The following is an 8,024-nucleotide window of genomic DNA, read 5'->3' as shown; positions in this document are numbered from 1 at the left end:
TCTGACCCCAGAAGTCGAACGCTTCCGGCGGCGTGAGTGCTCACCTGCTGGCGGCTACGGCACCGAGTCTGACCGACCCGGCAGCTCCCATTAGGCGGTGAGGCCGTGGGCGGATGGCGGGTTACGGGGGCTCGCGATTCGGACAGAAGACCAAGAAAAGGGGCGAGGTCGCGCATGGTTTTGTCTCAGATACCGGACGCCGGGACGGCGGCGGCCGGTCACGTCGCGCTCGACGGCCGCCGCATGTCCGTCGCCGACGTCGTCGCCCTCGCCGCCCGCCTCTCCGCCCTCGCCGACCCCGGACTCACCGGCCTGCGGCCCTTCCTGGCCGACGGCCCCTCCGCCGGGTCCGGCGTCATGATCCTGGAGTACGCGGCCGGAGGCGCCCTCGCCGAGCTGCGCACCTGCGCCACCCCCGCCACCCTCGGCAACGCCGTCCTGTCACGGGGCGTCGAGGAGCAGGCCAGCTTCGCCTCGCAGGCCGCCCGCCTCACCCTGCGCGCCGCGCCCGCCTACCGCCAGGTCCTGGCCGGCGAGCTGGTCACCGCGCTGCGGGCGCTGCGCCAGCACGCCCTCCTGCCGGACGCCGACCGCCCTGTCGGCCAGGCGTACGCGGCCGCCGCCGAGGTCCTCAGCATGGACATGGCCGACCGGCCGCTCACCGGGGACGTCGCGGCGGCCGCCGCCCTGCTCGACGCACTGGGGGCGCTGTGAACGGCGGGCACGTGGCAGTCTTTGCCGCAGGAGCCGCGGGAAAGGAAACGGGGAGAGTCTGATGGGCACCGACATGGGGACCGGCAACGGCAACGGGCATGGCAACGACGGTGCTTCCGCACGCCTGATGAAGCTTTTCGAGGCCCACCGCCTCACCCCCACCCAGCGCCGCATCGCCCACAGCCTCGTCCGGCGGGCCGCGGACGCGCCCTTCCTCTCCAGCGTCGAGGTCGCCGAACTGGCCGGTGTCAGCCAGCCCTCCGTCACCCGCTTCGCCGTGGCGCTCGGCTTCGACGGCTACCCGGCGCTGCGCCGCCACCTGCGCGAGGTCGCGCCCGTCGGCGCGTCCGGCGGCGAGCCCACGGACACGTACAACGAGTACCAGGAAGCCGTCCACGCCGAGATCGAGAACCTCCGCCACCTCGCCGCCCTCCTCGCAGACCCCGAGCCCGTCGCCCGCGCCGGGGCGCTGCTGGCCGCCTCCCGGCCGCTCGTCGTCCTCGGCCTGCGCGCCGCCGGCGCCCAGGCGGGCGGCTTCGCCTACTTCGCCGCCAAGGTCCACCCCGACGTGCGCCTCCTCACCGAGGGCGGCACGATGCTCGCCGACCGCATCGACGCCGCCGTACGGGCCGGGGCCTCCACGCTGCTCTGCTTCGCCCTGCCGCGCCACCCGCGCGAGGTCGTGGACGCCCTCGCCTACGCCAAGGCCGCCGGGCTCACCGTCGTCACGGTCGCCGACAGCGCCTTCGCACCCGTCGCCGCCCACTCCGACCTGCTGCTCCCGGCAGCCGTCGGCACCGGCCTCGCCTTCGACACCGCCTGCGCCCCGATGCTGCTCGGGCGGGTGCTGCTGGAGGCCATGTGCGACGGACTGCCGGACGCGCAGGCACGGCTGGAGGAGTTCGACGCGCGGGCCGCCGAGCGCGGCCTGTTCGTCGACTGACGGCAGCCGCCAAAGGCCAGGTCTTCCAAAGACTGGGTCTTACTTAATGCGATTTTGAGGTTCGCTGAGTACCCTCCCCAGCACCGGTAAGCGTGCGAGGAACAGGAGGACAGCAGTGGTGCGCGGAGCGTACGTACTGGCCCGGGTCGCGGTGACGGTCCGCGTGGCGGCGCGGTGGCTGTGGTGGCTCGGAATACTCGCGGCGGGGATCGGTGTCTTCGTCCCCAGCCTCCTCGGGCGCCGGATCGGCGTCCTGGCGGGCGCCGCGCTCTTCATCGTCGCGGCGGCCCTCGCCTTCTGGCTGCGCCGCAAGCGCTACGTCACCCTCGCCGACGCGGCCACCCGCGCCCCCAAGTCCGTCTTCCTCCAGGATCGCCGCGTCACCGCCCGCACCTGGACCGGCTCCCGCCGCTGGTGGCTACTGCTGGCCTTCCTGCTGGCCATCGCCTCCTCCGCCGTCGCCCCGGCGGCCGGAGGTCTGCTGCTCGCGGGGCTCGGCTTCGGCCTCTGGGCCAAGGCCGTCTGGCTCGGCCGCCTCGAACGCTCCCGCGACGTCCTGCTCTGGGTGCGCCCGGAATCCGGCAAGGACGATGCCGCCTACGAGACCACGGGCCCGGTGGCCGGTGACGCCGGTCCGGGTGGGTCGCGGCGGAAGGCCTCGGCCGCGGTGCGCTAGGCCTGCGCCCCGGCCTGGCCCCCGCTTTCGGCCACCAGCTCGTCGAGTGTCTGCGGCCGCCGTACGGTCTCGAAGCGCACGGCGCCGTCCTCGCCCACCTCGAAGCCGTAAACGCCGGGCCGGGGCAGCGAGTTGTACGCGAAGTGGGTGGAGAAGTAGTAGGCCCCCGTGTCGAGCAGCGCGACCAGGTCGCCCTCCTCCAGCAGCGGCAACTCCCGCCCCCGCGCGACGAGATCGCCCGCGAAGCAGCACGGCCCGGCCACGTCCTGAACGACGGCCGGGCCGTCCTTGGCCCGGCCCTTTCCGTCCAGCGCCAGCACCCGCAGGGGCCAGGCGTCGGGCGCGAAGACCGTACGGGTCGCGACCTGCGCCCCCGCGTGGGTGATCGCGATGGCCCGCCCGCCCGCCGACTTCGCGTACTCGACCCGCGCCAGAATCAGCCCCGGCTTGGCCAGCAGTGCGCGGCCGAACTCGGTCACCAGGCCGTACCGCCCGTCGAAGAGCCCGGGGACGGCGGCCCGCAGCATGTCCGCGTAGTCCCGGAAGCTCGGCCGGACCTCGTCGGAGGTGAAGTTCACCGGCAGGCCGCCGCCGATGTCGATGACGGTGATCTGCTGCCGCCCGGCGGCCGCGTTGATCCGCTCGGCCAGCTCGTACGCGGCCCGGACGCCGTCCGTCATCAGATGCAGCGGGACCCCCTGCGACCCGGTGTGCGTATGCAGCCGGTTCAGCCACGGGCGGTTCAGATACGCCCGTACGACCGCATCCTCCGCCCCCGGGTCCCGCAGCGCGAAGCCGAATTTCGAGGTGGCCGTCGCTGTGCTGGTCGACCCGATCGCACCGGCTCCGACCTGGGGGTTCACCCGCAGCCCGACGGAGGACGCGGTCTCGCCGGGCTGCACCAGCCTGTCCAGCCGGGCCAGCTCCTGCGGATTGTCCGCGTTGACCGCGATGCCCAGGGCCAGCGCGGCCCGCAGCTCCCCGGGCGTCTTCGCGGGCGAGTCCAGCACGATCCGCTCCACCGGCATCCCGGCCGCCCGCGCGATCGCCAGCTCGCCCGGACTGGCGACCTCCGCCCCGACGCCCTCCGCCGCCAGCAGCCGTAGCACCGGCACGAGTGAGGCAGCCTTCACCGCGAAGCTGTGCAGCACCTCCACGCCCGGCGTTTCGAACGCCTTCCGCAGCTCCGCCGCCGCATCCCGGATAGCCTCGAGGTCAAGCAGCCCTGCCACGGGCTCCTCGGGCCCGATCAGCCCCCGCTCGACCGCCGCGCGCATCGCCTGTCCCCGCCGCCCCACGAGATCCGCATTCATGTGCACCAGCCAAGCATCCGCTGCCGCACCGCGCCAGGCGGCCTGGTCAGGCGGCAGGTGTTGACTGGTGCTATTCAGATTGCAATGATCTGAATGATTCAATCCAGTCGCGAGGAGGCCCCGCCCATGACCGGCACCGGACCCACCGGAATCACCGGACCGAGGACCGTACGCGCCCCGCGGGGCACGGCGCTCAGCTCTCAGGGCTGGCAGCAGGAAGCCGCTCTGCGCATGCTGCAGAACAACCTCGACCCCGAGGTGGCCGAGCACCCGGAGAAGCTGGTCGTCTACGGCGGTACCGGCAAGGCGGCCCGCGACTGGCGGTCGTTCGATGCCATGGTGCGTACGCTGCAGAGCCTCAAGCAGGACGAGACGATGCTCGTGCAGTCCGGCCGCCCGGTCGGCGTGATGCAGACGCACGAGTGGGCGCCGCGCGTGCTGATCGCCAACTCCAACCTGGTCGGCGACTGGGCCAACTGGGAGGAGTTCCGCCGCCTGGAATCCCTCGGCCTCACCATGTACGGCCAGATGACCGCCGGGTCGTGGATCTACATCGGCACGCAGGGCATCCTGCAGGGCACGTACGAGACCTTCGCCGCCGTAGCGGAAAAGCTGCATTCAATGGGTAAGGGGGTCAACGGCACGCTGGCCGGCACCATCACCCTCACCGCCGGCCTCGGCGGCATGGGCGGCGCCCAGCCGCTGGCCGTGACCATGAACGGCGGCGTCGCGATCTGCATCGACGTCGACCCGCGCGCCATCTCGCGCCGGATCGAGCACCGCTACCTGGACGTGCAGGCGAAGAATTTCGCGCACGCGCTGCAGCTGGCCACCGAGGCCCGCGACAAGCGCCAGCCGCTCTCCATCGGCCTGCTCGGCAACGCGGCGGAACTCCTTCCGCAGATGCTCGCCGAGGGCGCGCCGATCGACATCGTCACCGACCAGACCAGCGCCCACGACCCGCTCGCCTACCTCCCCGTCGGTGTGAGCTTCGACGACATGGCCTCGTACGCGGCCGAGAAGCCCGCCGACTTCACGCAGCGGGCCCGCGAGTCCATGGCGAAGCACGTCGAGGCGATGGTCGGCTTCATGGACGCGGGCGCCGAGGTCTTCGACTACGGCAACTCGATCCGCGGCGAGGCCCAACTTGCGGGCTACGAGCGCGCGTTCGCGTTCCCCGGCTTCGTCCCCGCCTACATCCGGCCGCTGTTCTGCGAGGGCAAGGGCCCGTTCCGCTGGGCGGCGCTGTCCGGTGAGGCGTCCGACATCCACAAGACGGACAAGGCGATCCTCGACCTCTTCCCGGAGAACGAGTCGCTGCACCGCTGGATCAAGATGGCGCAGGAGAAGGTCCACTTCCAGGGCCTGCCCGCCCGCATCTGCTGGCTCGGCTACGGCGAGCGCGACAAGGCCGGCGAGCGCTTCAACGAGATGGTCGCCGACGGCACCCTCGCCGCGCCGATCGTCATCGGCCGCGACCACCTGGACTGCGGCTCCGTGGCCTCCCCGTACCGCGAGACCGAGGCCATGCTCGACGGCTCCGACGCCATCGCCGACTGGCCGCTGCTCAACGCCATGGTCAACGTCGCCTCCGGCGCGTCCTGGGTCTCCATCCACCACGGTGGCGGCGTCGGCATCGGCCGCTCCATTCACGCCGGCCAGGTCACGGTCGCCGACGGCACGAAGCTCGCCGGCGAGAAGATCCGCCGGGTGCTCACCAACGACCCGGGCATGGGCGTCATCCGGCACGTCGACGCGGGCTACGACCGCGCCGACGAGGTCGCCGCAGAGCGCGGCGTACGCGTGCCGATGCGCGAGGGCGGCGACGCGTGACCTCCTCGTTCCACGAGATGTGGCGGGACCTCCGTCCGATCGGCCGCAACGCCGACAGCGGGGGCTACCGCCGCTATGCCTGGACCGGCGCCGACGCGGACTGCCGGGCCTGGTTCCGTACGGAAGCCGAAACGCGTGGCCTCAGCTACGAGGTCGACCGCAACGGCAACCAGTGGGCCTGGCTCGGCGACCCTGCCGCCGGGGGCGCCGTCGTCACCGGCTCGCACCTGGACTCCGTGCCGGACGGCGGGGCCTTCGACGGGCCGCTGGGCGTCGTGTCGTCGTTCGCGGCGCTCGACGAGCTGCGCGGCCGAGGCGCTGCCCTCGCGAAGCCCCTGGCGATCGTCAACTTCGGCGACGAGGAGGGCGCCCGCTTCGGCCTCGCCTGCGTCGGCTCCCGCCTGGCGGCCGGGCAGCTGACCCCCGAGAAGGCGGCGCAGCTCCGGGACGCGGATGGCGTCAGCCTCCCCCAGGCCATGGAGCGCGCCGGCTACGACCCGGCGGCGATCGGGGCGGACCCGGAGCGGCTGGCCCGGATCGGCGCCTTCGTCGAGCTGCACGTCGAGCAGGGCCGGGCCCTCGCCGAGACCCCGCACGCCGTGGGCGTGGCGTCGGCCATCTGGCCGCACGGCCGCTGGCGGTTCGACTTCCACGGCGAGGCCAACCACGCGGGCACCACCCGCCTGGAGGACCGCCGCGACCCGATGCTGACGTACGCGAACACCGTCCTCGCCGCCCGCAAGAAGGCCCGGCTGGCGGGCGCGCTCGCTACCTTCGGCAAGGTGGCCGTCGAGCCGAACGGCGTCAACGCCATCGCCTCGCTGGTGCGGGGCTGGCTGGACTCCCGCGCCGCCGACGAGGCGACCCTCGACGAGGTCGTCGCCGAGATCGAGCGCGCGGCGGTCGAGCGCGGCGCCCGCGACGGGGTCACCGTCCGGGTCACCCGGGAGTCCTTCACTCCGGTGGTCGAATTCGCCCACGATCTGCGCGACGAGGTCGCCAAGCTGCTGGGCGGGGTCCCCGTGCTCCCCACCGGCGCCGGACACGACGCGGGAATCCTGTCCGCCGCCGTCCCGACAGCCATGCTGTTCGTACGGAACCCCACCGGGATCTCGCACTCGCCGGCCGAGACGGCGGCCGAGGACGACTGCCTCGCCGGGGTCACCGCACTCGCCGACGTACTGGAGGGCCTGGCGTGTCGCTGACGCCGCAGACCTACTGGGCGGAACACGCCTTGCTCGACGGCATTGTCGAGCCGGGCGTGGTCATCGAGACCGCTTCCGACGGCCGCATCGCCGCCGTACGCGCCGGGGCCGAGGACCCGCCCGTTGGCGCGGTCACGCTGCGCGGTCTGACGATCCCCGGGCTTGCGAACGCTCATTCGCACGCCTTCCACCGCGCCCTGCGCGGCACCGTCCAGGTGGGCTCCGGCACCTTCTGGACCTGGCGCGAGATCATGTACGGCGTCGCGGCGCGGCTCACCCCGGAGACGTACTTCGCGCTCGCCCGAGCCGTGTACGCCGAGATGGCGCTGGCCGGCATCACCTGCGTGGGCGAGTTCCACTACCTCCACCACCAGCCCGACGGCACGCCCTACGCCGACCCCAACGCCATGGGCGAAGCCCTCATCTCCGCCGCCGCCGAGGCCGGCATCCGCATCACCCTCCTCGACACCGCCTACCTCTCCTCCGGCTTCGGCGCCGCTCCCGACCCCCACCAGCGCCGCTTCAGCGATGGCGACGCCCACGCCTGGGCGGTCCGGGCGTCCGCTCTGACGGACCGCGCCCACGCCCGCACCGGCGCCGCGATCCACTCCGTACGGGCCGTCCCGGCCGAGCAGCTCGCCACCGTCGCCGAGTGGGCGCACGATCGCGAGGCCCCGCTCCACGTCCACCTCTCCGAGCAGACCGCCGAGAACGACGCCTGCCTCGCCGCGTACGGCCTCACCCCGGCCGGGCTGCTGGCGGAGCACGGCGTGCTCGGGCCCCGTACGACCGCCGTCCACGCCACGCACCTCACCCCCGAGGACATCGCCCTCCTCGGCACCTCCGGCACGACCATCTGCATGTGCCCGACGACGGAACGGGATCTGGCCGATGGCATCGGCCCGGCGAAGTCCTTGGACCTGGCCGGCAGCCCGCTCACCCTCGGCAGCGACAGCCACGCCGTCATCGACCTCCTGGAGGAAGCCCGGGCCATGGAGCTCGACGAACGCCTCCACACCCGGACCCGTGGCCACTGGACCGCCGCCCGGCTGCTCCGCGCCGCCACCGCCGACGGCCACGCCTCCCTCGGCTGGCCCGAAGCCGGCCGCCTCGAACCCGGCGCCCTCGCCGACTTCGCCACCATCGCCCTCGACTCCGTCCGCACCGTCGGCCCCCCCGCCCGCCTCGCCGCCGAAACCGCCGTCTTCGCCGCCACCAATGCCGACGTCCGCCACACCATCGTCTCCGGCCGCCACATCGTCCGCGACGGCCACCACCAGCTCGTCCCCCACACCCCCGCCGAGCTCGCCGCAACGGTCTCCCGAGCCCTGGGCGCCTAG

7 protein-coding genes are annotated in these 8,024 nt (G+C 73.2%); 6 read left to right on the top strand and 1 reads right to left on the bottom strand.

Annotated elements, in window-relative coordinates; genetic code table 11:
* The first annotated feature begins 174 nt into the window (after positions 1 to 174).
* From EFK10_RS43015 to EFK10_RS43005, 3 genes are all read left to right on the top strand, one after another.
* The gene (locus EFK10_RS43015; protein ID WP_127361072.1) at positions 175 to 714 is read left to right on the top strand and encodes an aromatic amino acid lyase; all 540 of its coding nucleotides are present in this window, start codon (positions 175 to 177) and stop codon (positions 712 to 714) included.
* A gap of 61 nt (positions 715 to 775) precedes the next feature.
* The gene (locus EFK10_RS43010) at positions 776 to 1,657 is read left to right on the top strand and encodes a MurR/RpiR family transcriptional regulator (RefSeq protein ID WP_240677823.1); all 882 of its coding nucleotides are present in this window, start codon (positions 776 to 778) and stop codon (positions 1,655 to 1,657) included.
* Between the two features lie 115 nt (positions 1,658 to 1,772).
* The gene (locus EFK10_RS43005; RefSeq protein WP_127361071.1) at positions 1,773 to 2,333 is read left to right on the top strand and encodes a hypothetical protein; all 561 of its coding nucleotides are present in this window, start codon (positions 1,773 to 1,775) and stop codon (positions 2,331 to 2,333) included.
* On the opposite strand, the gene EFK10_RS43000 is transcribed toward EFK10_RS43005, so the two are convergent.
* Positions 2,330 to 3,646, bottom strand: a complete 1,317-nt coding sequence (locus tag EFK10_RS43000; protein ID WP_127361070.1) for a type III PLP-dependent enzyme domain-containing protein — start codon at positions 3,644 to 3,646, stop codon at positions 2,330 to 2,332. The two genes, EFK10_RS43005 and EFK10_RS43000, sit on opposite strands and share 4 nt — an antisense overlap.
* Before the next feature lie 150 nt (positions 3,647 to 3,796).
* Here EFK10_RS43000 and hutU point away from each other — a divergent pair, with 150 nt between their 5' ends.
* From hutU to EFK10_RS42985, 3 genes are read left to right on the top strand one after another with little or no spacing between them, the layout of a single operon-like run.
* Positions 3,797 to 5,479 (top strand): urocanate hydratase, encoded by a 1,683-nt coding sequence (hutU, locus tag EFK10_RS42995; RefSeq protein WP_127361073.1) that lies wholly within the window; start codon positions 3,797 to 3,799, stop codon positions 5,477 to 5,479.
* A 17-nt stretch (positions 5,480 to 5,496) separates the two neighbouring features.
* The gene (locus EFK10_RS42990) at positions 5,497 to 6,684 is read left to right on the top strand and encodes an allantoate amidohydrolase (RefSeq protein ID WP_127361075.1); all 1,188 of its coding nucleotides are present in this window, start codon (positions 5,497 to 5,499) and stop codon (positions 6,682 to 6,684) included.
* Positions 6,681 to 8,024 carry a formimidoylglutamate deiminase gene (locus EFK10_RS42985; RefSeq protein WP_127361074.1) on the top strand — a complete coding sequence of 448 codons (1,344 nt, stop codon included), beginning with the start codon at positions 6,681 to 6,683 and terminating at the stop codon, positions 8,022 to 8,024. Before EFK10_RS42990 ends, EFK10_RS42985 begins: the two co-directional genes overlap by 4 nt.

This window comes from Streptomyces soli (genome assembly GCF_003999195.1).
GTDB classification, from domain to species: Bacteria; Actinomycetota; Actinomycetes; order Streptomycetales; family Streptomycetaceae; genus Actinacidiphila; species Actinacidiphila soli.
Note: the sequence above shows the minus strand (reverse complement) of the source record. Positions and strands in the feature narration are given on the sequence as shown.